Annotated in this window: 24 protein-coding genes and 2 pseudogenes; 11 read left to right on the top strand and 15 right to left on the bottom strand. The window is 68.4% G+C overall.

Going from position 1 to position 24796, the window contains the following annotated elements; translation table 11 throughout:
• Positions 1–193 precede the first annotated feature (193 nt).
• From WJ12_RS31815 to WJ12_RS31795, 6 genes and pseudogenes are all read right to left on the bottom strand, one after another.
• Positions 194–1264 (bottom strand): porin, encoded by a 1071-nt coding sequence (locus tag WJ12_RS31815; protein ID WP_069246006.1) that lies wholly within the window; start codon positions 1262–1264, stop codon positions 194–196.
• Positions 1265–1624: 360 nt separating this feature from the next.
• Positions 1625–3253, bottom strand: a complete 1629-nt coding sequence (locus tag WJ12_RS31810; protein ID WP_226103931.1) for a sigma-70 family RNA polymerase sigma factor — start codon at positions 3251–3253, stop codon at positions 1625–1627.
• A 68-nt stretch (positions 3254–3321) separates the two neighbouring features.
• A pseudogene (locus WJ12_RS36990) lies at positions 3322–3504 on the bottom strand (hypothetical protein); the annotation flags it as partial.
• Positions 3488–3802: a high-potential iron-sulfur protein gene (locus tag WJ12_RS31805; protein ID WP_034186207.1), complete on the bottom strand. Its 315-nt coding sequence runs from the start codon at positions 3800–3802 to the stop codon at positions 3488–3490. The pseudogene WJ12_RS36990 and the gene WJ12_RS31805, both read right to left, overlap by 17 nt.
• Positions 3803–3900: 98 nt before the next feature.
• On the bottom strand, positions 3901–5106 hold the full coding sequence (locus tag WJ12_RS31800; RefSeq protein WP_034186046.1) for a c-type cytochrome: 1206 nt from the start codon (positions 5104–5106) through the stop codon (positions 3901–3903).
• 80 nt (positions 5107–5186) lie between these two features.
• Positions 5187–6908, bottom strand: a complete 1722-nt coding sequence (locus tag WJ12_RS31795) for a methanol/ethanol family PQQ-dependent dehydrogenase (protein ID WP_034186047.1) — start codon at positions 6906–6908, stop codon at positions 5187–5189.
• 432 nt (positions 6909–7340) lie between these two features.
• Here WJ12_RS31795 and WJ12_RS31790 point away from each other — a divergent pair, with 432 nt between their 5' ends.
• Complete coding sequence (locus WJ12_RS31790; protein ID WP_069246005.1) at positions 7341–9671, top strand: TonB-dependent receptor; 2331 nt, start codon at positions 7341–7343, stop codon at positions 9669–9671.
• 59 nt (positions 9672–9730) lie between these two features.
• Here WJ12_RS31790 and WJ12_RS31785 read toward each other — a convergent pair whose 3' ends face one another.
• Positions 9731–10720, bottom strand: coding sequence for an alpha/beta fold hydrolase (locus WJ12_RS31785; protein WP_069246004.1), 990 nt, complete (start codon positions 10718–10720; stop codon positions 9731–9733).
• 317 nt (positions 10721–11037) lie between these two features.
• On the opposite strand from WJ12_RS31785, the gene WJ12_RS31780 reads away from it, so the two are divergent.
• The 7 genes from WJ12_RS31780 to WJ12_RS31755 all read left to right on the top strand — a co-directional run bounded on the left by WJ12_RS31780 (position 11038) and on the right by WJ12_RS31755 (position 17494).
• The gene (locus WJ12_RS31780; RefSeq protein WP_049035952.1) at positions 11038–13068 is read left to right on the top strand and encodes a sigma-54-dependent Fis family transcriptional regulator; all 2031 of its coding nucleotides are present in this window, start codon (positions 11038–11040) and stop codon (positions 13066–13068) included.
• A 314-nt stretch (positions 13069–13382) separates the two neighbouring features.
• Positions 13383–13457: a pyrroloquinoline quinone precursor peptide PqqA gene (gene pqqA / locus WJ12_RS35580; RefSeq protein WP_006485436.1), complete on the top strand. Its 75-nt coding sequence runs from the start codon at positions 13383–13385 to the stop codon at positions 13455–13457.
• A 61-nt stretch (positions 13458–13518) separates the two neighbouring features.
• A complete protein-coding gene (gene pqqB, locus WJ12_RS31775) occupies positions 13519–14442 on the top strand; it encodes a pyrroloquinoline quinone biosynthesis protein PqqB (protein WP_049035953.1) in 924 nt (307 codons plus the stop codon).
• Between the two features lie 2 nt (positions 14443–14444).
• Entirely contained in the window at positions 14445–15164 is a 720-nt protein-coding gene (pqqC, locus tag WJ12_RS31770) for a pyrroloquinoline-quinone synthase PqqC (protein ID WP_034186052.1), read from the top strand.
• A complete protein-coding gene (gene pqqD, locus WJ12_RS31765; RefSeq protein ID WP_006480620.1) occupies positions 15161–15442 on the top strand; it encodes a pyrroloquinoline quinone biosynthesis peptide chaperone PqqD in 282 nt (93 codons plus the stop codon). Before pqqC ends, pqqD begins: the two co-directional genes overlap by 4 nt.
• A 1-nt stretch (position 15443) precedes the next feature.
• On the top strand, positions 15444–16583 hold the full coding sequence (gene pqqE / locus WJ12_RS31760) for a pyrroloquinoline quinone biosynthesis protein PqqE (protein WP_069246003.1): 1140 nt from the start codon (positions 15444–15446) through the stop codon (positions 16581–16583).
• 212 nt (positions 16584–16795) lie between these two features.
• Positions 16796–17494 (top strand): energy transducer TonB, encoded by a 699-nt coding sequence (locus tag WJ12_RS31755; RefSeq protein ID WP_156810512.1) that lies wholly within the window; start codon positions 16796–16798, stop codon positions 17492–17494.
• A gap of 18 nt (positions 17495–17512) precedes the next feature.
• Here WJ12_RS31755 and WJ12_RS31750 read toward each other — a convergent pair whose 3' ends face one another.
• The gene (locus tag WJ12_RS31750; RefSeq protein ID WP_006493567.1) at positions 17513–17851 is read right to left on the bottom strand and encodes a helix-turn-helix domain-containing protein; all 339 of its coding nucleotides are present in this window, start codon (positions 17849–17851) and stop codon (positions 17513–17515) included.
• A gap of 78 nt (positions 17852–17929) precedes the next feature.
• Here WJ12_RS31750 and WJ12_RS31745 point away from each other — a divergent pair, with 78 nt between their 5' ends.
• Together WJ12_RS31745 and WJ12_RS31740 are read left to right on the top strand one after the other, a co-directional pair.
• The gene (locus tag WJ12_RS31745) at positions 17930–18829 is read left to right on the top strand and encodes a hypothetical protein (RefSeq protein ID WP_034186055.1); all 900 of its coding nucleotides are present in this window, start codon (positions 17930–17932) and stop codon (positions 18827–18829) included.
• A 207-nt stretch (positions 18830–19036) separates the two neighbouring features.
• Positions 19037–19267, top strand: coding sequence for a hypothetical protein (locus WJ12_RS31740; RefSeq protein ID WP_069246001.1), 231 nt, complete (start codon positions 19037–19039; stop codon positions 19265–19267).
• An 85-nt stretch (positions 19268–19352) separates the two neighbouring features.
• Here the strand turns inward: WJ12_RS31740 and WJ12_RS35575 are convergent.
• From WJ12_RS35575 to WJ12_RS31720, 5 genes and pseudogenes are all read right to left on the bottom strand, one after another.
• A pseudogene (locus WJ12_RS35575) lies at positions 19353–19478 on the bottom strand (helix-turn-helix domain-containing protein); the annotation flags it as partial.
• Positions 19475–20353 carry an alpha/beta hydrolase gene (locus WJ12_RS31735; protein ID WP_175026750.1) on the bottom strand — a complete coding sequence of 293 codons (879 nt, stop codon included), beginning with the start codon at positions 20351–20353 and terminating at the stop codon, positions 19475–19477. The gene WJ12_RS31735 and the pseudogene WJ12_RS35575, both read right to left, overlap by 4 nt.
• Positions 20354–20463: 110 nt before the next feature.
• Positions 20464–21204 carry an alpha/beta fold hydrolase gene (locus tag WJ12_RS31730; protein WP_034186057.1) on the bottom strand — a complete coding sequence of 247 codons (741 nt, stop codon included), beginning with the start codon at positions 21202–21204 and terminating at the stop codon, positions 20464–20466.
• Positions 21201–22007 (bottom strand): DinB family protein, encoded by an 807-nt coding sequence (locus WJ12_RS31725; RefSeq protein WP_034186058.1) that lies wholly within the window; start codon positions 22005–22007, stop codon positions 21201–21203. Before WJ12_RS31725 ends, WJ12_RS31730 begins: the two co-directional genes overlap by 4 nt.
• 105 nt (positions 22008–22112) lie before the next feature.
• The gene (locus WJ12_RS31720; RefSeq protein ID WP_034186059.1) at positions 22113–22544 is read right to left on the bottom strand and encodes a YciI family protein; all 432 of its coding nucleotides are present in this window, start codon (positions 22542–22544) and stop codon (positions 22113–22115) included.
• Positions 22545–22751: 207 nt separating this feature from the next.
• On the opposite strand from WJ12_RS31720, the gene WJ12_RS31715 reads away from it, so the two are divergent.
• Positions 22752–22982 carry a hypothetical protein gene (locus tag WJ12_RS31715; RefSeq protein ID WP_034186060.1) on the top strand — a complete coding sequence of 77 codons (231 nt, stop codon included), beginning with the start codon at positions 22752–22754 and terminating at the stop codon, positions 22980–22982.
• Positions 22983–23027: 45 nt separating this feature from the next.
• Here WJ12_RS31715 and WJ12_RS36670 read toward each other — a convergent pair whose 3' ends face one another.
• Positions 23028–23267, bottom strand: coding sequence for a hypothetical protein (locus WJ12_RS36670; RefSeq protein WP_034186061.1), 240 nt, complete (start codon positions 23265–23267; stop codon positions 23028–23030).
• On the bottom strand, positions 23264–24688 hold the full coding sequence (locus tag WJ12_RS31705; protein WP_034186062.1) for an MFS transporter: 1425 nt from the start codon (positions 24686–24688) through the stop codon (positions 23264–23266). The genes WJ12_RS36670 and WJ12_RS31705 overlap by 4 nt, the downstream gene beginning before the upstream one ends.
• Between the last annotated feature and the right edge of the window lie 108 nt (positions 24689–24796).

Here is a 24796-nt window from a genome sequence, read left to right as displayed (position 1 = left end):
CGTTCCTGACTTGACGGCCGCCCGGCCGCGGACTTGAGGTCGGGTAAACATCGAGATCGGCGTGCCGGACGACCGGACCGGCGCCGGGCGGGGCGCGTTTGCGTCGGGTTTGCGCCGCGTTGCCGTGCCGGCCTTGCCGACTTGCGCAGCCGAACGGGCGGCGCGTGCCGGCCGCCCGTTCGCGAGCGCTGCGTCAGAACACGTGGCGGATGCCGGCGTTGACGCCGACCGTCGTGCCCGGCAACCCGTACAACGCGCCGCCCGTGATGCCGAGGCCGGTATTCATCGCGCCGTGGTTGTTGACGACGCCGACCTGCGCATACAGGCCCGTTCGTTTCGACAGGCTGTAGTCGGCGCCGACCGCGGCAAGCAGCGAGTGATTGTGCGAATCGTTGCGGTCGGTCGTGTACCACGCGCCGGTATTCAGGTCGAGGGCCGGCGTGACGCGATAGTCGAGGCCGGCGCTATACACGTTGTTGCTGAACGAGCCGGCGACCTTGTAGCTCGTGAACGACGCCTTGCCGGTCACGGGGCCGAACGTATAGGCGGCACCGATCGTGCGGCCGACGAACGCGACCGTGCTCGCAACCGGCGTCGGGGACGTGCCGCCGTTGCCGTCGTAGAGCGCCGCGTTGAGCATGAAGCCGCCGTTCGTATAGGTGACGCTTCCGGAATACTGGCGTCCTGCCTGGAAGTCGCCGGCCTTTCCGCCGAAGCCGAACATCGCGCTGGCCGTCAGCCCGGCGATCGTCGGGCTCGTATACGAAATCGCGTTCGGGTTGAAGAGGCCCGTGACGAGCACGTTGTCGACGTACGGCACCAGTGCGGCGCCGAAGTGGGAGACGTTGCGCGGGTCCGATCCGAGTATCGCGAGCACGAACGGCGAGAACTGCAGGCCGACCTTCGTTTCGCCGAATCCGCCGTCGATCCCGACCCACGCCTGGCGGCCGAAGAAGTTGCCGTTCGAATGGCCGAACGCGCCATCCGTGACGTTGAAGCCGCTCTCCAGCTTGAACTTCGCGTGCAGCCCGCCGCCGAGATCCTCGCTTCCGGTGATGCCGAAGTTGGTCGGCGTCATGCCCGTGTCGGTCAGCGCGAACTGGCGTCCGGCGTTGCCGCCGGTTGCCGAATCGAGCGATCGGCTCGTATAGAGCAAGGCGGCGTCGAGGTCGCCGTACAGCGTGACACTGCTCTGCGCGAAACCGCTCGTGCTTGCCGCCGCGCCGAGCAGCGCCGCGCAAATCGTCCATGTCCTGCTCTTCATCGTCTGTCTCCGATTTTTTGAGTGTTGTAATACGTATTACTAATTAAAAAAACCGTAACGGAATCGATGTGAGCCGCCTGCATGCCGTGCCGTCGGGGAACGCACGGCGATGCTTGTTGCCGGCGCGAATGTGATTCCTGACGGCGCTCGGGAAAATGCAACATGCATGCCAGGTGCGCGACCGGTGCGTGCAGGCGGGGAAAGCCGCGACAGCCGGGCGCGTGGCGAACCACCTGGTCGACCCAGCGACATCGCGGACGGTAGCGCGATACGAGGAAGCGTTCAGAAATGCAGCAGGTCGTGTTGCAGTCCTGATCAGTTTTCGTGCGAGCGGAATGATGGTCGCCCGGCGCGGCCGCGTCAGGCGATCAGCGAGCGCAGCGCCGGTGCGTGCCGGAATTGCCGGATGCGTTCGAGCGCGGATACCTCGAGCTGACGAACGCGTTCGGCCGACAGGTTCAGTTGCCGGCCGATCTCGCGCAGCGAATACTCGCTTTCGACATCGATGCCGTACCTCAGGCGAAGAATCCACGCTTCGCGTACCGGGAGGCAGTCGATCAGCGCGGCAACCGCGGTGCGCAACTGGCCGGCGCTCGCCGCTTCTTCCGGCGTCGGCGCATCCGCGTCGATCGTGACGTCGCCCAGCGTGAGGTCGTGATCGGGCGAAACCGGCAGGTCGGCGGAGATCGGTTCCCGCACGATGCTCATCAGTTCGCGCACCTTGTCGACGGGCAGCCGCATCTGCGTGGCGAGCGACCGTGCGTCCGCGACGTCGCCGGTCCGCTGCCGGTGCAGTCGTGCGAGCCGCGACAGCTTGTTGAGCGAATCGACCGTATGCGCGGGCACGCGTATCGTGCGTCCAAGCTCGGCGAGCGCGTGCGTGATCGCCTGGCGGATCCACCACGTCGCATACGTCGAGAATTTGAAGCCGCGCCGGTGATCGTAGCGATCGACTGCCTTCATCAGGCCGATATTGCCTTCCTGGATCAGATCGGAGAAGGGCAGGCCGCGATCGGCATAGCGTTTGGCGACCGAGACGACGAGCCGCAGATTGCTCTGGAACAGCTTCGTTCTCGCGGGTTGCATCGCACGCTCGATACGCGAAAGCCTCCCATCGAGCGCGATCGCGATGTCGAGCGGTAGCGGCGACTGGGCAGCCAGGCGAGCGAGCGCGCTGCGCGCTTCGAGCAGCGCCGGCGCATGACGGGCGAGGGCGGCCGCGCAGCCGGGATGCGCGGTGCTGCATGCGTGTAGCCATGCGCGTACATCGTCGCATCGCGTGAACAAATCGTGGCGCGCGGATTCGATTCGTATGCCCGAGGCGGTCAGCGTATCGGCGAGCCGTTTTTCGACCGTGCGCGCCTGAGTCGCGCGCGCGCCGTTCGCTTGCGCGATACGTTCGATCGCGCGCGAGGTGAAGCGAATTCTGCCGGTCGATGCGGCTGCGTCGCGCAGCAGTGCCCGGTAAGCGGCCGACGCGAAACCGTTCGCATGCAACGCGTGCTGCATCGCCGATGCCGGCGCAGCGGCGCGCTCGAGCGCGTCGACGATCGTATCGCGCCACGCCGGGCTGTCGAGGGCAAGACCGGCGCCGTCGTCGGAAACCGGCGATGCCACGGTCGGATCGCCCGGCAACATCGTCGGCGCACGCGCTGACGGCTCGGCATCGCCGACGAACCCCGTCACGTAAACCGACGCCGCCACCTTGCCGGCGCGGATGTCGTCCGCGATCGCCGCGATGACGGCGAGCGCCGCCGGATCGCGGCTCAAGGCGCCGATGCATGCCGCGCGGCCGTTTTCCAGGCGAAGCGCGAGCGCGATTTCTTCGTCGCGTTCGAGCAGCGGCGTCGCGCTCAATTCCCGCAGATAGAGCCGGATCGGGTCGTTGGTCCGGCCCGCGGGCAGGTCGTCGGCCGCGAGCGGCGTCGATGCGTCGGCGAGCGGCGCGCGACTTCCGACACTTGCGCGAAATGGCGGTCGAGCGTCCATGCGGTACGCGCGTCCGCATGCTCGCGCACGTCGATGCCGAGCTCGCGCAGAATCGACGCGGCTGCATCGAAATCCGGACCGTCGGCCGCGTCGCCGGGCGACGCATCGGCGATTTCGCCGCGTGTCACGTATCCGCGGTCGATGCCCAGCGCGATCAGCGCATGCAGACGGACCGCGTATTCGGCGTCCGTGCCGCGACGCGGCGCGCCGTCGCGCCCGGGCCCGGGCCCGGCGTCACGCGAGCTTTGCATAGACGTTGCACCAGCCTTCGGCGGCAACCGCCTTGCCCGCGAACATCGGGCACGTACCGAAGGATTCGCCCGCGGCAGCCTTGTAGAAGCGGCAGTTCGAACACGTCTGGCCGGCCTGGTACTTCGGGAACTTGCCTGCGTCGACGGTCGTCGCCTTTGCGCGGTAGCCGAGCGTCTTCGCTGTCGCGTCGTTTTCGTCGACGGGCGGTGCGGCGGCGAATGCGCGCGTGCCGGCCGCGAGCGCGGCGCACAGGCCGGCAGCCTGAACGAAGAAGGTCCGGCGATGGCGGGAGATCATGATGTCATCCTGAATGAAATGAAGGAAAAAAGTCCGGCCCGCGCGCCGGGCGTGCATCCCGGCGCGACGGTCGATCGAAGCGAAGGTGGGCGGGGAGCTTACTTGCGCGGCCCGGCGATGAGCGGCGCCTTCGAGGCGTTGGCGATATCGGCGGTCAGCTTGCTCTTCGACGTGTCGTAGCCGTTCGAGTAAAGCAGGAACGCCATCAGGTCCTCGTATTCCTCCGCGGTCAGCTTGCCGGGGCGATCGGCCGGCATGTTGCTCGACATGTACAGGAAGATGCCGCCGACGGTGATGTGCGACTTGCCCTCGGGAGCGAACGCCTCCCCGCTCAGCGCGGGCGCGGTATTGCCCTCGAGCTGGTCGCCGTGGCATTTCGCGCACGCATCGGCGTACAGCTTCTTGCCGTGCTGCACCTGCGTCTGGTCGAACGACGGGACGCCGCTGCCTTCGCCCGTCGACACCTTGATGAAACCGCTTCTTGCCGGCCGCTGCGCGGACGCGAGCGCGCCGTCGAGAAACCGGCCGGGCGCGGTCGTGGCAGCGGCTTGCGCGATGTCGTCGGGAAGCGTCCAGCCGCGCGTGAGCGATGCGAGACGACCGTTACCGCTCATCTGCGACAGCGCGGCGTCGATGCGCTTCTGCAGCGCGTCCTTGCCCGGCCCGAAGGCGAACGACAGTTGCCAGTCGGAGTATGGCGACGACGTCGCCGCAACCTGGAACCGTTGTTTCGGATGCGCGCGCGCATAGGCGACGACGCTCGGATACCAGACGATCGCGCGCTGCGCGCGGCCGGCGGCGAGCGCGCCGATCGTTTGCTCGCTCGTGTTCTCGAGGTCGAAGCGGGCGTTCGCCTGCTGCGCGGCGATCAGCTGCGACGGGCTGCCGTACGTGGCCGCGATCGTTTCCTTCGTGCCGGCCGGTGCGTGCGCATCGCGCAGCGACACGCTGACGTAGCCGGAGCGCAGATAGCCCTGCGAGAACGTCATTTTCGATCCCGACGCATCGGCGATCGCCGAACGCGGGAAGCCGGCGATCACGTCGCAGTCGCGTTCGAGCGACTTCGTCAGCTCGCTGGCGGAGATGCCGTCGTCGTCGCCATTGTCGTCGACACCGCGTTTGTTGAAGGTCGCGGCGATGCCCGCGGTGCGGAACACTTCGCGCGCAACGGCGCGGTCGAGCGCCGTGGTCGGACTGCCGGGCAGCGTGCAGACGCGCACGCCGGCCGACGCGGCTGCCGGTGTCAGCGCCACGCCCACGGCGAGCAGACTGGCGACGGTAACGGAGGTGAGACGAGTATTCATGGTCGTGTGTCCGGTTGAAGCGGGTGGGGCGTCGCGCCCGCATCGGGCGCATGCGGGCGCGACTCGGGGCTGGCGCGCGTTCAGTCGAGCGCGAACACGTAGAGCGTGCCGCCGCGCGGAACGTCCTTCGCGATGTCGGCCATCGGGCCGCCCCAGATCGGGTTCGCGCCGCCGTAGCCGGCGAGCACGGCGACATACTCCTTGCCGTCGACCTCGTACACCGACGGTTGCGAAATGATGCCGCTCGCCAGTTGCGGGCTTTCCCACAGCACCTTGCCGGTCGCCGTGTCGAACGCGTACAGGTGGCCGTCGAGCGAGCCGCTGAACGCGAGGCCGCTCGCCGTGGTCGCGACGCCGCCGTTCCACGGCTTCTTCGACCAGTGGCTCCACAGCTTCTTGCCGGTGTTCACATCGATGGCCGTCAGTTCGCCGTAGCCTTCGCTGCCCGGTTCGGGCTTGATCTCGAAGCCTTCGCCGAGATACGGCAGGCCTTCCATGTAGCTGACCGACTTGCCGGTCAGGCTCATGCACGCGTGCAGTGCCGGCACGACCGCGATGTTGCGTTCCTGGTCGTACGAGATCGACCACCAGTTCTTGCCGCCGAGGAAGCTCGGGCACGTTTCGATCGTCGTGCCGGCCTTCGGGAACTTCGATGCGTCCTGGATCGGTTTGCCGTCGGCCGTGTAGCCGGTGACCGACAACGCCTTCACGAACGGCGTCGCGTAGATCAGCTTGCCGGTCGTGCGGTCGATCGCGTGGAAGAAGCCGTTGCGGTCCGCGTGGATGATCGCGTCGTAGTCCTTGCCCTTGTACTTGATGTCCGCGAGGACGGCCGCATTCACGCCGTCGTAGTCCCACGTGTCGTTGTTCGTGTACTGGTAGTGCCACTTCAGGTTGCCGTTCTTCGCGTCGAGCGCGAGCAGCGAGTCGGAATACAGGTTGTCGCCGGGGCGCAGCGCGGCGAGCCACGGGCCGGGGTTGCCGACCCCCCAGTACAGCGTGCGGGACGCGGCGTCGTACGTGCCGGTGAGCCACGCGGCGCCGCCGCCGTGGCTTTGCATGCCGTCGGGCCAGGTTTCCGCGCCCTTTTCGCCGGCGGCGGGAATCGTGTAGCGCTTCCAGACCTGCGAGCCGTCCTCCGGGTTCAGCGCGGCGATGTAGCCGCGAATGCCGTATTCGCCGCCGGACGTGCCGACGACGATCGCGCCGTCGATCGCGAGCGGCGCGAGCGAGAACGCGTAGCCGAGGCCCGGTTCGAACATCTGCTTCTTCCACACGAGGTTGCCGGTCTGCGCGTCGAGCGCCGCGATTTCACCGCTCAGCATCGCGATGTAGACGTTCTTGCCGTACAGCGCGACGCCGCGGTTGACGACGTCGCAGCACGCGGTCTTGAACGAGGCCGCGCCGAGCTTCGGCTCGTATTTCCACAGCTGGCGGCCCGTCTTCGCGTCGAACGCGTAGACGTTGTCCTTCGGCGTCGTCACGAACAGATAGTTGCCGTTGACAATCGGCGTGGCTTCGAAACCCTGCTTCAGGTCGGCGGGGAACTTGTACGCCCAGACCTGCTTGAGATCCTTCGCGTTCGACGTGTCGATCTGCTTGAGCGGCGAATGCGAGCGGCCGTCGTAGGTGCGGTAGTAGGTCAGCCAGCCGGGGTCGCCGTGTGCATCGGTCAGGCGCTGGTAGGTCACGGCCGGGTAGTCCGCGGCCGCTTCGACGAGGCCGGGGTTCAGTGCGATGGCGGCGGCCACCGCGACTACGGTCGTCGCCAGCCGGCTCGCTGAAGCCGAGAGTTTCTTCATGGTTGTCTCCTGAGTCATTGTGGTCGCACCGCCGCGAACGATTCGTCGCGCCGGCACGGTTGGGGTGTCCGGGCCGAGTGCACTGCCCTTTACGCAAGTCGCATGCCACCGCGGCGGGATGCCGGTGCGGCGCGGTACACCGGCGGATCGCGGGTGATGTGCCGATCGGCGAGACGCGCCATGACGTCGACGCAGGTGTTGCATTCAGGTACACCGTCGCGCGCGAAGTGTTGCCAAACATGACAGGTGGCGCAGTCCGCGGTGCAGCGGGCCGCCGGTTGCACGCATGCCGTTCCGCAGCGATGCGCGGCGCGGCACGCTGCGCTCGTCCGCGCTGCGCTGGCACGGTTCTCGCACGCCCGCTTCGCGACAACTCGTCGCCGCACGGTGCATCGCCCGCGCCGGCGGAATAGGAATGCGGAGACAACGTAAATGATCAGGAGACCAAAGGCCGCCGGGTGTGACGGCGCGACACGACGTGGCCGGCGTGCGCGATGCGTCGGCTCGACCCTCGGCGCGCTCGCGCTGTTCGGCTTGCCGCCCGGCGGCGTGCGCGCGCAGCAGCAGCCGGACGCCGCCGCGATCGTGCCGCCCGCGCCGGCCGTCATGCTGCCTGCGGTGGTGGTGGTCGGCACCACGCCGCTGCTCGGGATCGGCACGCCGCTGTCGAAGGTGCCGGCGAACGTGCAGACGGTGCGCGCGGCGGAACTCGAGATCCAGCACCGCGCGACGCTCGCCGATTTCTTCGCCGCGAACCTGCAGAGCGTGACGATCTCGGATGCGCAGGGCAATCCGTATCAGACGGACGTCAACTATCGCGGCTTCACCGCGTCGCCGCTCCTCGGCACGCCGCAGGGATTGTCGGTGTTCGTCGACGGCGTGCGCGTGAACGAGCCGTTCGGCGACGTCGTGAACTGGGACATCCTGCCGGTGCAGGCGATCGACCGCGTGCAGCTGATTCCGGGCTCCAACCCGGTGTACGGGCTCAACACGCTCGGCGGCGCGCTCGCGATCACGACGAAGAACGGCAAATCGAGCCCGGGAGGCGAGGCGGAGGTGTCGGGCGGTGCGTGGGGCCGCAAGACCGCGAGCATCGAGCAGGGCGGCACGATCGGCCCGAACCTCGACTACTATGCGACCGCGAACCTCGCGAACGACGGCGGCTGGGCGGACCATAACGCGAGCCGCGTGCGGCAGGCGTTCGGCAAGCTGCGCTACACCGATGCGGACACGACGCTGTCGATCGCCGCAGGCGGCGCGGACAACACGCTGTCCGGCACCCAGACGATCCCGCGCTCGTTCGTCGACAACCCGAAGCAGGCGTATACGTATCCGGACCGGAACCACAACAGCGCCGGCTACCTGACGCTGTCGGGCGATCGCTTTTTCGGCGAGAACGTCGAGCTGAGCGGCAACGCATACTACCGGCACCTGCGCAACGCGAACACGAGCAGCAACAACAATACGGATTACGGTTCGGTGAACGACGACGGCACGGTCGACACGGTGCAGGGCAGCAACGCGCAATCGACGATCGTCACCGACAGCTACGGCGGCAGCGTGCAGCTCACGCTGCTCGGCAAGCTCGGCGGAATGGCGAACCGGCTGGTCGCGGGCGTCTCGGCCGATGTCGCGAACTCGAGCTACGTCGCGTCGTCGCAGGACGCATCGTTCACCGATGCACGCGAGGCGATCGGTATCGGCGATTTCGTCCGGCAGACCAGCGCGAAGACGCGCAACGCGAGCGTCGGTGCATACCTGAGCGATGCGCTGTCGCTGACGCCGCACTGGACGCTCACGCTGTCGGGCCGCTACGACTGGTCGAAAGCGCGAATCGGCGACGAGAGCGGCGTGCAGCCGCTGCTCGACGGCAACCATGTGTTCTCGCGCTTCAACCCGGCGGTCGGGCTCAACTGGAATCCGGTCGCGGGATTCACCGCGTATGCAACCTACAACGAGGGCATGCGTTCGCCGACCGCGATCGAGCTCGCGTGCGCGGACCCGTCCGCGCCGTGTTCGCTGCCGAACGACTTCATCGCCGACCCGGCGCTCAAGCCCGTGATTTCGAAGACGTTCGAAGCCGGCGTGCGCGGCCGCGTCGGCGCGGCGACGACCTGGAGCGCCGCGGCCTATCGCACGACACTGAGCGACGACATTCAGTTCATCAGCAGCCCGGCCAGCGCGCAGGGCTATTTCCGCAACGTCGGCGATACGCGGCGACAGGGGATCGAGCTCGCCGGCCGCACGCGGTTCGGCCCGCTCGGTGTCGGGCTGTCGTACAGCCATGTCGAGGCGACCTACCGGTCTTCGTGGACCGAACACAGCCCGGCGAATTCGGCGGCCGACGCGAACGGCAACGTGACGGTCAAGCCGCGCGACCGCATCCCCGGCATTCCCGCGCATACGGTGAAGCTGCGGCTCGACTACGCGGCGACGTCCGCGTGGGACATCGGTACGAACGTAACGTGGCGCAGCGGCGTGTATGCGCGCGGCGACGAGAACAACGAGGACGTCAACGGCCGGATCGCAGGTTACGCGCTGGTCGATCTCGACATGCGTTACCGGATCACGAAGCGGTTCGAGGTGTTCGCGAGCGTGACGAACCTGTTCGACAGGCGCTACGCGAGCTTCGGCGCACTGGGCCAGAATTTCTTCAACGGGCCGAACCACACCTTCGACGGCGCGAATCCGGTGAACGAGCAGTTCGTCGGGCCCGGCGCACCGCGCGGCGCATGGGTCGGCGTGCGCTACGCGTGGGATTGAGCGCGGCGCGTTCGCTCGTGTCGTCGCGCGGCGTCATGCCGCGAGCGGGCGCGGGGCCGTCAGGTCAACGGCACCGTCGCGAACATCGCATGCGCGGCGCGTGCGACGCTGCGCGCCAGCGCCGGGTCGCTGGCCAGATGCCCGGCCCGCACGCGTTCGATTTTCGCCTCGGGTACGGCCCGCGCGAGGCGCTCGACGTTGCGGACCGGGCAAACGGGATCGTGTATCCCGTGCGCGGCGAACAGCGGCACCTGGGCCTGGGCGGCGCGTCGCGCGAGCGCGAGCACGCGGCGCTCGCCGAGCCAGCAATCGCGTTGCAGGTAGTGCGCCTGGATCCGGTATTTGTCGATCAGCCGCCCGACGGTCTCGTTCGACCGGATCGTGCGGACGGGCGAGCGGCGCGTGCGCGCCGATGTGAGGAGGGCGTTTTCATAGGCGTGCCACGCGAGCGCCACCGCGCGCTGTCGGGCTGCGCTTGCGCCGCGGCGCAGCCGCTGCGCGCAGCGCGCCAGCAGGCGTTCCGGCTGGCCGCCGCCGGCTGCCGCATGCAGGCGGCGCCATTCGCGCGGGGCACGTGTGCGGGACGTCACGAAGAGGCCGCGGACTTCGCGTCGCGACGTCAGGAACAGGCCGCGCAGCACGACCCCGGTCACCCGCTCCGGATGCGTGCCCGCATACGCGAGCGCGAGCGCGGCGCCCCACGATCCGCCGACGACGCCCCAGCGTGCAATGCCGAGCTGCGCGCGTACCGCCTCGAGATCCGCGATCAGCCGCGCGGTGTGGTTGTGACGCGTGCCGCCGCGCGGCCCCGACGCGCCCGCGCCGCGCTGGTCGACGAGCACCACGCGCATGCGCGCGAGGTCGAACAGCCGCAGGATGCCGGCCTGGCTGCCGCTGCCGGGCCCGCCGTGCAGCACGACGACCGGGTGGCCCTGCGGGGCGCCGGCCACGGCGAACGCGATCGATTGCGCGTCGCGATGCAGGCGCCGGCGAACGGGCATGGCCGGCGAGGCGGGCGATGGCGTGGAGCGAAGCGGGCGGTGTGTCATGTCGATGGGGTTCGCGCGGAATAGGAACGGTAACCGTCGGCGGCCGGGCAGTCGCCGGGCCTGCCCTGCGACCAAGCGAGAAGCGAGCCAGCGGCGCGCCGGCCGCGAAGATCCGGATTCGCACGGGTAGTCACGCGGCGGGAAATCACGGTATCACGCAGGCAGGCCGTCGCGCGACGCGACACGCCCGGCCGTGCCCGGACGACTGATTACATTGTCCTTTCATGAAGTCGGGCGGCGTCGGCGTGGCCCGATGCTTGCTTGCAATGACGGCAAAGAGTCCGGCAGTTGACCGGAAGGATCCCCCGGAGGAGACAATGCGCGATGACGTAGAGCAGGCGGCCGGGTCACGGGCCGTGCATCCCGCTGGCTGGCCCGCGCCGTCGATCCAGAAGGCCCATGAGCGCTCGGAGACATTCGGCCTGCAGGTATCGGCGCGGCCTGATTACGACGTGCTGTCGACCTCGGCGCTGGTGCTCAAGCGCGAGCAGAGCCGGGTGCTGTGCGTGCACGCGATGCCGGTGATGGAGACGCTGCACGAACAGATCGTCAATACGCAGAGCATGATCGTGCTCACCGATGCGGAGGGGCTGATCCTGCACTCGATCGGCGACGACGATTTCCTGCGCCGCGCGGAAAAGGTCGCGCTGCGCCCGGGCGCGAACTGGGCGGAGAACCGGCAGGGCACCAACGCGATCGGCACGGCACTGGCCGAGCTGTGCCCGATGGTCGTCCACGGCGACCAGCACTTCCTGGCCGCGAACCGCTTCCTGACCTGTTCGAGCGTGCCGATTCTCGATCCGTACGGGGATGCGATCGGCGTGCTTGACGTGACGGGCGATCACCGCAGCTATCACCAGCACACGATGGCGCTCGCGAAGATGTCGGTGCAGATGATCGAGAATCACCTGTTTACGACGACGTTTCAGGAAACGCTGCAGGTATCGTTCCATGGCCGCCCCGAGTTCCTCGGCACGCTGATGGAGGGGATCGTCGCGTTTACCGCCGACGGGCGCTTCCTGTCGGCCAATCGCAGCGCGCAGTTCCAGCTCGGCATGCCGCTCGCCGTGCTGCGCGCGCACACGCTGTCGTCGCTGTTCGACGTCACCAGCGCGCAGTTGATCGACCGCATGCGCGCGAGCACCGACCGGCACCTGATGCTCAATCTCGGCAACGGCGCGGTGGTCTGCGCGCGCGTGCACTTTCGCCGCGCGACGCTCGCCGAAGGCAGCCGGCCGACGGACGTTCACGATGCGGGGGCGCCGGCCGCGCGCGCGAACGCGGTGCCCGCGCCGGCGGCGGGCACGTCGGCCGGCCTGTCGCGGCTCAACTATCTCGACACCGGCGATGCGCAGGTCGCCAGCGTGATCGCGAAAGTGCGCAAGGTGATCGGCAAGGACATTCCGATCCTGATTACCGGCGAGACCGGCACCGGCAAGGAACTGCTCGCGCAGGCGATCCACAACGACTCGCCGCGCCGCGACGCGCCGTTCGTCGCGGTCAACTGCGCGTCGATTCCGGAGACGCTGATCGAGTCCGAGCTGTTTGGCTACGAGGAGGGGGCGTTCACCGGCGCGCGCCGCAAGGGGGCGATCGGCAAGCTGCTGCAGGCGAACGGCGGCACGCTGTTTCTCGACGAGATCGGCGACATGCCGTATCCGCTGCAGGTGCGGCTGCTGCGCGTGCTGCAGGAGCGCCTCGTCAACCCGCTCGGCTCGACGAAGACGATCGCCGTGGATATCGCGATCATCTGCGCGACGCACCGCGACTTGCGCGACATGATCGCGCAGAACCGTTTCCGCGAGGATCTCTACTACCGGTTGAACGGCCTCGTGGTGCGCCTGCCGCCGTTGCGCGACCGCACGGATCTCGCGGTCGTCGTGCAGAAGATGCTGCAGCGCGAAGCGTTCGCGGGCCCGGGGCGTCCGCCCTTGTCCGTCGCGCCGGACGTGATGGCGCTGTTCGTGCGCTGCACGTGGCCGGGCAACTTCCGCCAGCTCGGCAACCTGCTGCGTACGGCGGCGGCCATGGTCGACGACGACGGCGAAATCCGCCGCGAGCACCTGCCGGACGACTTCTTCGACGACCTGCGGCGTGGCGATGCGCAGGCCGTGCAGGCCGCGCCCGATTCGTCCGCCGCGGCGGGCGCCGGGCCCTGTATCGCGGATGCGTTGCCGGCCGCCGACGCGCGGCTGCAGGACGTCGCCGCGTCCGCGATCGCCGCCGCGCTCGCCCGTCACGGCGGCAACGTGTCCGCCGCGGCGCGCGCGCTCGGCGTCTCGCGCAACACGATCTACCGGAAGATGCCGGCAGCCGACGCGGGGCGCCCGCCGTCGGACGAAAGCTGACGCGCAGCCGTCACGCCGGGCGCGGCCTGTCACAGCCGGTGTGTCAAGTTGCAACACCGGTGTTCAACGATTCAACACCTGTCACCACTCGCGGACATCGCGCCGCCGGGGTGGCGGCCCGCATTCGCGCGAATCGTGTCGGCCATTCGTAAGGATTGCGCCCCGATCCCCGGACGAGGGCCGTCTGCCGCCGCCGCACCGCCGAAATACGGCTTCGGCACGCTCCTTGCTGAAGAGTAACCGACCGCTCGATTGCCGCGGTCGTTCGACTCATCCGGCAACGCATCAATCCTCAACTCGACAGGAGACACACCATGCAGTGGACGACACCGTCTTACACCGACCTGCGCTTCGGCTTCGAAATCACGATGTACATCGCCAACCGCTGATCGCCGCGCGTGCCGCCCGCTTCGCCGTGGTCGGCGCGGGCGGTCTCGGGAGCTGACGCCCATGAAGATCAAGATACTCGGCTCGGGAGCCGGCGGCGGCCTGCCGCAATGGAACTGCAATTGTGCGAACTGCCGCCGTGCGCGCAGCGGAAGCGGCCACGTGCTGTCGCGCACGCAGTCGTCGATCGCGGTCAGCGACGACGGCATCGACTGGGTTCTGGTCAACGCATCGCCCGACATTCTTTCCCAGTTGCGCGCGGCGCCGGACCTGCAACCGGCGCGCGCGATCCGCGACAGCGGCATCGCCGCCGTCGTGCTGTGCGACGCGCAGATCGATCACGTGACGGGCCTGCTGATGCTGCGCGAGCGCTCGACGCCGCTGCCGCTCTACGCGAGCGCGCCGGTACTCGACGACCTGTCGACCGGCTTGCCGCTCGTGCCGCTGCTCGGCCATTACTGCGGCGTTGCCGCGCACACGATCGTGCCCGGCGAGCCGTTTGCGGTGCCGGCGGCGAGCGGGATCCGTTTCACCGCGATTGCCGTCGACAGCAAGCCGCCGCCTTATTCGCCGCGGCGCGCGTCGGCCGCGCCCGGCGACAACATCGCGCTGTCGATCGAAGACGTCGCGAGCGGGCGGCGCGCCTTCTATGCGCCGGGACTCGCGTCGGTCACCGACGACGTACGCGCGGCAATGGACGGCGCCGATCTCGTGCTGGTGGACGGCACCTTCTGGACCGGGACCGAGATGATCGATCTCGGCCTGTCGGGCAAGCACGCGTCCGACATGGGACATCTCGCGCAGTGCGCGGAACACGGGCGGCCCGGCATGATCGACTGGCTCGACAGGTTGCCCGCGCGAACGCGCAAGGTGCTCACGCACATCAACAACACGAACCCGATTCTCGATCCGCATTCCGTCGAACACGCGCACCTGCGCGCGCATGGCATCGATGTCGCGCACGACGGCATGCAATTCCAGGTCTGACGATGAACGCACCGATCCCCGCTACGGCGTTGCACGCGACGCCCTGGACCGCGACCGAATTCGAGGCGCGCCTGCGTGCGCTCGAATCGCGCTATCACATCCATCATCCGTTCAACCGGCGGCTCAACGGCGGCGCCTGTTCGCCCACGCAGATTCGCGGCTGGGTCGCGAACCGCTTCTACTACCAGATCTGCATCCCGCTCAAGGATGCGGCGATCCTGTCGAACTGCCCGGATCGCGAGACGCGGCGCCGCTGGATCCAGCGGCTGATCGACCACGACGGGCAGGGCGACAACGCAGGCGGCATCGAGGCGTGGGTGCGTCTCGGCGAGGCATGCGGTCTCGAGCGAGACGAACTGTGGTCGCTCGAACACGTGCTGCCCGGCGTGCGTTTCGCGGTGGATGCGTACGTAAACTTCGCGCGGCGCGCGCCATGGCAGGAGGCGGTGTGCTCGTCGCTGACCGAGATGTTCGCGCCGCAGATCCATCTCGACCGGCTCGCGGGTTGGCCGTCGCATTACCCGTGGATCGAGCCGGCCGGGCTGCATTACTTCCGCAGTCGCGTGCCGCTCGCGCAGCGCGACGTCGAGCACGGGCTCGCGGTCACGCTCGCCCATTTCACGACACCGGAAGCGCAGCAGCGCGCGCTCGGCATTCTGCAATTCAAGCTCGACATCCTGTGGTCGATGCTCGACGCCGTCGAAAAGGCCTACCCGTTATGAATGCGATCGAAGCCGCCAGCGGCGTGCCGCTGCGCCCCTGCCTCAGGGGCATGTACCGCCTGCAATGGGAGGCGGCCCAGGATGCGTACGTGCTGCTCTATCCGGAGGGCATGGTCAAGCTGAACCCGAGTGCGGGCGAGATTCTCGCGCGCTGCGACGGCACGCGCGAACTGGACGACATCATCGGCGAGCTCGAGCGCCTGTTCATGCAATCGGATCTCGCGACCGACGTCTACCGTTTCCTCGATCATGCGCGACTGCGCGGCTGGCTCGACTGACATGACGTCCGACACTTCCCGTCCGTCCGCGCCGCTGTGGCTGCTCGCGGAACTCACGTACCGCTGTCCGCTGCACTGCGCGTTCTGCTACAACCCGGTCGACTTCGCGACGCACGGCGCGGAACTCGACACCGACACGTGGCGCACGGTCATCAGCGATGCGCGCGCGCTCGGCGCCGCGCAAATCGGGTTCTCGGGCGGCGAACCGCTGCAGCGCGGCGACCTCGAGACGCTCGTCGCGCATGCGCGCGGGCTCGGCTTCTATACGAACCTGATCACGTCGGGCATCGGGCTGAACGTCGCGCGCATCGAGCGGCTCAAGGCCGCCGGGCTCGACCACATCCAGTTGTCGCTGCAGGATTCGACGCGCGAGCTGAACGATTTCCTGACCAGCACGCGCACGTTCGAACTGAAGCGCGACGTGGCGCGGCTGATCAAGGCGCACGGTTACCCGATGGTGCTCAACTGCGTGCTGCATCGCTACAACCTGCCGCATGTGGGACAGATCATCGAGATGGCGCTCGACCTCGGCGCCGATTACCTGGAGCTCGCGAACACGCAGTACTACGGCTGGGCGATGCTCAATCGCGACCAGTTGATGCCGACCGTCGAGCAGGTGCGCGAGGCCGAGGATACGGTCAACCGCTATCGCAAGCTGATCGGAGAGCGCTGCAAGATCCTGTTCGTCGTGCCCGACTATTTCGAACGCCGCCCGAAGGCCTGCATGAACGGCTGGGGTTCGGTGTTTCTCGGCGTCGCGCCGGACGGCACCGCGCTGCCGTGCCATGCCGCGCGGTCGCTGCCGGGGCTCGCGTTGCCGAACGTGCGTGACCGGTCACTGCGGGAAATCTGGTACGACAGCGACGCGTTCAACGCGTTTCGAGGCGACGACTGGATGCGCGAAACGTGTCGCACGTGCGACGAGCGGCATGCGGATCACGGCGGTTGCCGGTGTCAGGCATACCTGCTGGCGGGCGATCCGAACGAGGCCGATCCGGTGTGCGAGAAGTCCGCCCATCACGGCCAGGTCGAACAGGCCGTGCAGTTCGCGCGACGTCGCGCGCCGCGCGACGAACGGCCGCTGGTGTTTCGCAGCAAGGAGAATTCGCTCGCGCAAGGCGGCGCGGCGTGCGACGGCTGACGGGGCGCGGTCAGGACGAGCGCGGGTGAGGCAGCGCGACGCAATGGATGTCTGAACGATCGATACGCAGTCCTCCGGATATATCTGGCGCAATTTCGCGCGCAACGAAGGCTGAACGCGGGACGGAGTGCGTGATGCGTGCGGCTGATGCGGGTATTCGAAGGATGAACGGGGCGCGCGGCGCCCTCCACGATCGCGTCGACCCTGGCGGCGTGCGTATCGCGTTGGCGATCGCCGCGACCTGTGTGCTGCATGTGGGCGTATTGATCCTGCTCGCCCGCGAACCGGCCGTGCGCGGCGTGACCGTGCAACGCCGGGTGATGGTGGCGACGCTGATTGCGCCGGCACCGGCAGTGCCGACGGCGGCGGCTGCCGCGGCGAATTCGAGGGCTGCGTCGCACGCGATGCATCGCACGGTGTCCGCGCCTCGCTCGCCGGTGAGCAGCAAGCTGCCGACGATCCAACCCGCCGCACCGGATCGAACCCGGCCGCCGGCACGCGATGCGGCGGCGCCGTCGCCGCCCGTGCCGTCCGCGACGGCAAGCGAGCGAAGCGTCACGCCGCACGACGACGCGCATCCCGACACCAGGCAGGCACGATCCGAATCGCAGACCTTACCGGCGCCCGCGACGCCGCGCTTCGTCGCGCATCCCGACTGTGCGCTGGCCACCCCCGGCTACCCGCCGCAGTCGTTGCGTACGGGCGAGCACGGCACCGTACTCGTCGAACTGGTAACCGATGCGGCCGGCCGGGTGGTCGCTGCGCGTGTCGTGACCGGCAGCGGTTTTCCGCGCCTCGATGCGGCGGCGCGCGACGCGGTGCTGGAGAGCCGCTGCGCTGCGCAGGTCGAGAACGGCACGCCGCTGCCGATACGGGCGCGCGTGCCGATCACGTTCACTCTCGATGAATGACCGGGCACTCTGGCGACATTACCCGTCATCCGCCTTCGCCTGCAAATCCTTCAGCCCCTGGATCACGACCAGCAGCGCGCGCCCGTGCTCGTCCGACCCGTCCCACGCGTCGACGATCGCGTCGCGCAGCAGGTCGTTGTAGCGCCGGCGTGACGGCTCCGTATCGACGCCATAGAAACTGCATAGCTTGTTGAATGGCGCGCTGCGGCGCAGCCGCCGTCCGTTCGACAGCCGCAGGCGCGACACGGTCGGCTGGCTGACCCCGGAAAGTCGCGCTATTTCGCTGGACGAGCGTGTGTCTGCCAGCAGGCGGCGCAACAGGTCTTGAACGGGAAAATCTTGGTCCGGGGCTTCCATGCGATGCATTATACCTATACAGTTACGGCTGTTGAATGGGCTTGCTGTCACCAGCGAAGCTGTATCCCGAGAAAGTTGATGACACTGAAACACCTCCCTCCCACGTTCTGCTGGACCAAGATCGGTACCGAGTCCGGCGAGGAACTGCCGACCGTCGTGCTCCGCAAGGAATGGGAGCGCCGGCTCGGGGGCGGGCGTTTTCTGTGGGGCATCAACCAGCCGCTCGGCAGCAGCGCGCAAGTCGCCGCGCATCGCACGGGCTCGTTGCTCGCGTTGTTTTCGCCGGTCGCGTCGCGCCCGCGCGCGGGCGAGCGCAAGGACGCGCTGCTGTGGAATGCATGGGTCGACGCAAGCGGGCAGGTGCGGCCGTTGCCGCCGCATACGTTCATCGCCAGCCGCTCGACGTTGCCGTCGGGCCGGCGCCGCGAACAGCACTACGCACTCGTGTGTGCGTCGTCCACCGCGCTGACGGTCGGCACGCAGCTGCGCGTGTTTCCCGATCATCTGCGCAGCGTGAGCACCGGCAAGCCGCTCGGCGCCGCACAGGGTGCGGCCGTGGTCGATTGCGTCGGGCGGGCGAGGGAGCAGACGGGCAAGAGCTATCCGCTCGCGTTGTCGGTCGAGCTCGAAGCGCCGTATTTCGTGCGGCTCGCGCAGCCGTGCGTGCTGAAGGCGCGCGATCTCGCGGAAGTGAACAAGGCCACGCGCGCGGGCGATTTCGATCGCTTCGTCGAGCTCGTCGCGCGCCTGCGCGGCCGTTCGCCGACGGACGCCGTGCGCGGCGTCACGCGCGATCTGTTCGACGTGCCGCCGATCGAAACGGCGGCCGCGTATGTTGCGCCCGCCCATGTGGCGCGTATGCGCAACCGGCCGGCCGTCGAGCATCCGCGCGATCTCACCGGCGATCTGTTCGACCTGTCGCCGGGCGACGCGGCTGCGTTTGCAGGGCTTGCGCATCCGCGTATCGGGCGCGCGTGACGCCAGGCGCGCGGCAGGCCGCGCAAGAATTTGTTGCAATCTCGCCGTGGCGGATCGGCGAGCGCAGAGGGACAATCGGCACGAAGCGCGCTGCGCGGCGGCCGATGCGTCGATACGCGATGGGTCGTGGTTCACGCCGCCGACATGCGCACCACGTACACTGAGCGTCGGCGTGCTTCACACTGCAATCCTGAGGGAGGAGTGTCGATGTCGACCCACATCTGTTCGCGGGAAGCGCAGGCCGCACAGCGCTTCGTCGAAGCCACGCGCAACGTCGATCAGGCGTTTCGCGCGGTGCGCGGCGAAAGCGACGAAGACGGTTCGTCGGCCGAATACGCACGTGCGATGTCGCGCCTCGATCGCGCGCTCGACGAACTGGCGCGTGCACAGGAATGCTTCGATCGCGTCGTCGGCGCGGACGCCACGCACGGCAACTGACCGATCCGTTTCCGCCGTTGTCTTCGCACGCCGGGCCGCGTGCGTACCGCTTCATGCGAGCGGGTTGCCCGGCCTGTCAATCCATCATCGTGTAACCGAGTGCCGATTGCGGCACGCCGAGTCGGGCGGCCGCACGCGTGAAGCTGCGCTCGCGCGCGACGGCGACGAAGACACGCAAGCCTGCCGGGTTGTCGCGCGGCGCGTGCGTCAGCCCGCGCGCGTCATGCCCGGCGCGGCAGGCGCGGGGCGGTACGCGTAGCCGCGATGCTGGAACGACGTCGCGAAGAACCGCATCTGGTAGCGGATCGCGTTCGCCCAGTAATCCCAGGTATGACCGCCGGGCCGTTCCGTATAGTCGTGCGGCACGCCGAGCGCGACGAGCCGTTCGTGCAGCGTGCGGTTCGAGTCGACGAATGAATCGTCGCGACCGCAATCGATCGTCAGGTCGAGATGCGCACGGACGAACGCGCGCGCGCTTTCGACGATCACGTTGCGGTTCCAGAACGACGGATGGCGCACGGGATCGCCGAACACGTGGTCGATGCCCGGCTCGTCCGCGCAGCAGCGCGGATCGACCGCGCCGCTGATGCTGCCGACCGCGCCGAACGTGTCGGGCCGGTCGAGTGCGATGCGCAGCGCGCCGAAGCCGCCCATGCTGAGCCCGGTGATCGCGCGCGCGTGCTGCGTCGCGATCGTGCGGAAATGCAGATCGACGTAGGACACGACTTCGTCGCCGATGAAGGTTTCGTAGCGGCTGCCCGAATCGAACGGACTGTCGATGTACCAGCTTTCGTGTCCGCCGTCGGGCATCACGAGGATCGCGTGATAGCGGTCGGCCAGCGCGGCGATGCGCGTGTTCGACGTCCAGTCGGTATGGTCGCCGCCGGAGCCGTGCAGCAGATAGACGACCGGATAGCGTTCGTCGCCGCGGTTGCCGTGCGTGTAATCGTCGGGCAGCACGACGGTCGCCTTCAGCGTCTCGTGCATCGCGGCGCTCGGGATCGCGACGACCCGCGCGTGAAACGCGAACGCAGGGCTCGTGACGGCGAGCAGCAGAAGCAGCCAGAAGGTACGTGCCAGGTTCATCGATCCTCGCATGTGTCGACTCGGTCCGGCGCCGGGCACCGGGAAAACCCTGTTCAGGCGACTCTAGCAACCGTGCCTTTCAGACAAATTTCGGTGAATCCTACGGGTTGTCAGGTGGGCGGCGCGGCGACGATGCGCTCGATGGCGGCGCGAAACGCATCGGGCTGCTCGGCCGCGATCAGGTGACCGCAGCCTGCGATCGTGTCGAAGCCCGCACAGCGCGCGAGCGCCCAGTCGGGCACGTGCCAGCCCGCGCGCGAGCGTTCGCCGGCGACCAGCCAGACGCCGTGACGCTCGAAGACTTGCGCGAGCGCCTGCAGGTAGCCGGGAGCGCCGGTCGTCGCGACCACCGAGCGGCCCATCGCGCGCAGCGTCGATGCCGGCTGATGCGCGAGCCAGCGGCGTGCGGCGTCGAGCTGGCTCGGCGACGGTGCGTCGATCGCGCCGCGCAGCCAGTCGAGCGGGGCGGCGCGCAGGCCGTCGAGCATCGCGTCGGCCTCGTCGGGCGTCATGCGGCCGACCGCCGCCGACCAGAACGCATCGTCGAGCGTGAAGTTGCCTTCGACGTTGACGACATGCCGCACGCATTCAGGATGTGCATGCGCGAACAGCATCGCGATCGCGCCGCCGACCGAATGGCCGACGATATCGACCGGCTGCGCGCCGAAATGCGTGGCGACGGTCCGGCGCACGTGTTCGACCTGTGCGGCAAGCGAGATCGCATCGAACGGGGTTGCGCGATGCGCGCCGTAGCCGAGCAGGTCGGGCGCGAGATGCGGGCCGTTCCATCCGCGCACGTCGAACGTGCCGATGAAACCGTGAATGAAGACGACGGGCGCGGGCTGGGTCATTCGGCGGATACGGAGGGCAGGGGCGGCAACGCGAGTTCGGCGAGCAGTTCGTCGAGTTCGAGCATGTGCGTGCGGTCGTGGTCGAGCAGTTCGCGCACGAGTTCGTCGAGCGACATCCGGCGGATCCCGTCGCGCAGCCCGCAGCGCGCGCGTTGCGACGGTTCCAGCGCGGCGGCCGTGGCGCACAGCGCGGCGCGACCCGATCGGAATGCGTCGACCGCGGGGGCGAGCGGCTGCGCAAGATAGTCGCGCTGCGCGGCGAGGGCGGTACCGTCGACCGACTCGATCACGGGCAATTCGGCCGTACGCACGACGTCGATGCGCTCGGCGAACACGGCGTCGAGGTCGCGCAGGTGGTACGCGTGTTCGACGAGCGAGAAGCCGGTACCGGTCGGGCGGCGCGTGCGCAGCGCGACCGGCACCCGCGCGGCATACGCGGCGAGCCGGTCGGGCATGCGGGCCAGCGCGGCGACGACGTCGGCGAACGGCAGCCGCCGCGGAAACGGGCTGAACACCGCACCGTAGCTGAACAGCGCGCCGCCGAGCCGCCCGCGCGCCTGCACGACCTCGTGACCGTGACGGCGCATGACTTCCGCGACCATCGCGCCGCAGAACTGGCGAGCCGTCGTGTCCGCTTCGATTTCGGGGAATTTGCGCGCGATCTCGTCCTGGATCGCGCCGATCGCGGCGACGCCGACGCGCGACAGCGCCGCGAACTCGAGATAGCGCTCGGGCTGTTCGATCAACGCTTCGAGCTGGGCGCCGAGCGCGGTCGTGCGGAAACGGTCGAAACGGGAATGCATGACGAACGGGTTTCGATTAGTAACGTATCAAAACGATACGTTACTAATCGGGTGCTCGTCAACCGGCGTCTCCGGACACGCGCGAGGCGCGTGCCCGCCTGCTGCTCAGGACTTCTGCCGCGCGTCGACTTCCGCGCGCATCCGCGCTTCCTGTTCCTTCAGTTCGGGGGTGAGCGCGTCGCCGAAATCCTCGGCTTCGAACAGCGGGCGGATCTCGATGTCGGAGTCGCCCGGCATCGGGTTCGGGCAGCGCTTCACCCATTCGACGGCTTCTTCCATCGATTTCACCTGCCATAGCCAGTAGCCGGCGACGAGTTCCTTCGTTTCGGCGAACGGGCCGTCGACGACGGAGCGATGCGTGCCGGAGAAATGCACACGCTTGCCGTGGCTGCTGGGGCGCAGCCCGTCCGCGTCGAGGAGGATGCCGGCCTTGACCAGTTCCTCATTGAAGCGGCCCATTTCGGCCATGCTTTCGGTGTCGGGCATCCGGCCGGACTCGGAATCGGCGGTGGCTTTGACGATGACCATGACGCGCATTGTCGTATCTCCTGAAAAATGAATGAGGGAACCGCCGGCCGCATCGACGGCAAAACGATCGGTTACGACAACACGACGTACGAGAAGGACGCGTATCGACAGCGCGCGCGAAGAATGTTCCGCGAAGGGCGAACTGGCGGCCGCCGCCGCGGAGCGCATCACCAAAACTGGTATGCTGATCTTCACCACGTTGACGCGGAGGGTGCCATGGCTGCTAAGGAAGTCTCGAAGAAGAAGTACCTGAAGATCCTGAACAAGCGCCTGCGTGCGGAACCGGCCGCACCGGCCGGCGCGTCGTTTGTGTTTTTCCCGCTGGGTGCGAAGGCGAAGCACGCGACCGGTGTCGTGTCCGGCGACACGCGCAGCAAGCGCGAACTGGCCGTGATGGCCGCGGTCCAGCGCAAGGCGGCCGAAGAGTTCGTCGTCGCCGGTGCCTGACCGGCACCGGCCGCACCCTCATCGTTGAATTGCCGCCTCCGCGGCTTACGCGGCGGCGGCTTCGCAGTGCGCGATCGTCGCGCCGGGTATCGGCAGGAAGAGGCCGAGATCGGGTGCCGGGATCCGCCGCGGCGCGTTCGCCACGTGCGCGAGCGACGGCAGGTCGTCCGGGCGCCGGATCGATTCGAGGATGACCGGCCACGGGCGCGAAGCCTGACGGTTGACGCAGCGGCCGGGAACGGCGCTGAACGCGTTCCCGGCCTGAAAGCGAACCCCGGCGATCACGACACCTTGTCCGCCGCCGCCGCCGGATACCGGCCGCTGCCCCCGGCCGCGTCGCCGGCCGCCAGTTGTTCCAGTGCGAGGCCCTTCGTCTCGATCCCGAGCGTCCACACGGCGATCGCCGCCGCGACGAACGACAGCGCACCGAGCGTGAACACGCCGCCCTGGCCGAAGATCGGCAGCACGACACCGACCACGTAAGGCCCGATCAGCGAACCGACGCGTCCGATCGCCGACGCGAAGCCCGACCCCGTCGCGCGCGCGCCGGTGCCGTACAGTTCGGGCGTGTACGTGTACAGCGCGGCCCACATCCCGAACAGGAAGAACTGCATCGCGAGGCCCGTGACGATCAGCAGCGTCGTGCTGCCGCCGTACAGCGCGCTCTGGCCGTAGGCATACGCCATCGCGCCGCCGCCGATCAGCGACGCGATGCAGGTCGGCTTGCGCCCCCAGCGTTCGACGAGCCATGCGGCGCACAGGAACCCCGGCACGCCGCCCAGCGAGATCAGTACCGTATAGAACACCGATTTCGTGACTTCGAAGCCGGCTTGCTGCAGCAGGGCGCCGAGCCACGACGTGAGGCCGTAGAAGCCGAGCAGCGCGAAGAACCACAGCAGCCACACCATCACCGTGCGGCGACGGTACACGCCGCTCCAGATCTCGCGCAGCGCGCCGTGGCCCCGTGCGACGACCGGTTCCGCGAGTCGCGACGGCGGCGGCAGCGTCGTGACGCCGGCCGAGCGCATCACTTTCGCCTCGATCGCGTGCATCACCGTGTCGGCTTCCGCGTGCCGGCCCGCGTGCTCGAGCCAGCGCGGCGATTCGGGCACGATGCGGCGCACGACGAGCACGAATACCGCGGGAATCGCGAGCAGCGCGAACACGGTGCGCCAGCCGAACTGCGGCAGCACGAAGTACGCGACGACGCCGGCCGTGATGAAGCCGAGCGGCCAGAAGCCGTCCATCAGCGCGATCAGGCGGCCGCGCTTCTCGGTCGGCACGAACTCGGACAGCAGCGTCTGCGCGACCGGGAATTCCATGCCCATCCCGATGCCGAGCAGCACGCGGTAGACGATCAGCGCGTCGACGCTCTGCGCGGTCGAGCACAGGTACGACGCGGCACCCCACAGCACCATGCTCCACTGGAACACGGGCCGGCGGCCGAAGCGGTCGGCGAGCAGGCCGGCGACGGCCGCGCCGAGCACCATCCCGAAGAAGCTCGCGCTCGCGACGAGGCCGGCGGCCGCGGTCGACAGCCCGAACTCCTTGCGGATCGAGCCGAGCACGAACGTCATCGTGCCGAGGTCGACCGAGTCGAAGAAGAACGCGATCGCGATGATGAAGAAGATGCGCTTGTGATAGCCGGAGAACGGCAGGCGTTCGAGCCGGGCGGCGGCGGAGACGGGAGCGGTGGCGGCGGGCATGGCGTCCTCTGAAATGAAAAAGGGGCCGCGCAGCGCATGCTCCAGGGCCCCGATGCTTCACGTTCAGTAGACGCGACCACAAACTGCCGCATCAGAGGAAAAACGCCG

The organism is Burkholderia seminalis, from assembly GCF_001718535.1.
Lineage (GTDB): Bacteria > Pseudomonadota > Gammaproteobacteria > Burkholderiales > Burkholderiaceae > Burkholderia > Burkholderia seminalis.
The sequence above is the reverse complement of the archived record's forward strand: the minus strand, read 5'-3'. Positions and strand labels throughout refer to the sequence as shown.